Genomic DNA, 1,088 nt, shown 5'->3' on the forward strand with positions numbered 1-1,088 from the left:
CTCCATGTTAGGCCAATACCCTCAACTTGAGAAAGTTGTAGGCCATTATATGGTCAATACTCTTGCAAATTTAATAATTTTTTCATAATCTAAAATGAGGAATATTCCTAGGATTTCCCTTACTGATGTGTTAAATATTGATTACTTTGCATCTTAACTATTACTGTATTAATCGCTAAGCTTATTTTTTTATGGAACAAGTAAATCTATTGTAGAAAATATATACTGCATTTTATGTATGCTTTTTTATTTGAAGCTCGCTTAGCGCGCCAGTTCTGTTGTTCCAGCTGCAACCGGCACTTTCCGCAACTTTTTACAGAGGGTTTAATTATTTATCCACTTCTTTATCAAGAAAACAGTGGGATAAAAAAGGCTTTTAACAAATGAGTACATAAAAATCTCAAAGTGAACAAATAATAATACCATCCATTCAATCCTATCAACTCAACAATCACAAAAAATAACCCCTGAAGCTATAGTAAAAATGATCAGATTCATCTACTAGAGATACGATTGATCTACCAGAGAGCGGAATAATGTTTACCATTCTAAGCTTAACTTAACAGCCAACATCATGTTATACCTAATGTTTAGGGTTAGCCATCTAGCATTGTTAGTGATCCTTCTATTACCATCTTGTTTCAAGCTAAAAAAGTGTTATAGATGGAGTGACAGAGAAAGATATGATGGTAATAAATATAGTGGTACCAACCCAAGCATACCCGATAAGATACCTCAAATGAATAGTCCAGAACCATCCAAGAGATCCAATCAAACTTATACCTATGCTCAGATTTGCGTTTTACGAGAACAAAGTAAAAAAAGGCCTAGAGAACCTGATATAGAGAGCAACTCAAAAAGATTTAAACAAGCGCCTCACTATCAATGCCCTAATAATCGCTATGATAGAAAGACAGGAAACAATCATGTACAAAATGGTCCTTATAAAAGACCCATAGAGGATATGCGTGAAACGAATGCAAAAAGAACTAAATATGATCAAGAACCTAACTATCAAGTCAATAATTATAGTTCTTATAGAAGCATAGCAACCAATAATTATAATACTACGCTCAGAAAAAGCTCTA

General features: G+C 33.4%; 1 protein-coding gene. It reads left to right on the forward strand.

The genetic code is table 11. From position 1 onward, the window contains the following. Positions 1 to 574: 574 nt before the first annotated feature. A partial coding sequence (locus MUW74_RS04035; protein WP_243519056.1) for a hypothetical protein occupies positions 575 to 1,088 on the forward strand: 514 nt, incomplete at its 3' end.

Source organism: Candidatus Cardinium sp. cBcalN2 (assembly GCF_022810445.1).
In the GTDB taxonomy this organism is placed as follows: domain Bacteria; phylum Bacteroidota; class Bacteroidia; order Cytophagales; family Amoebophilaceae; genus Cardinium.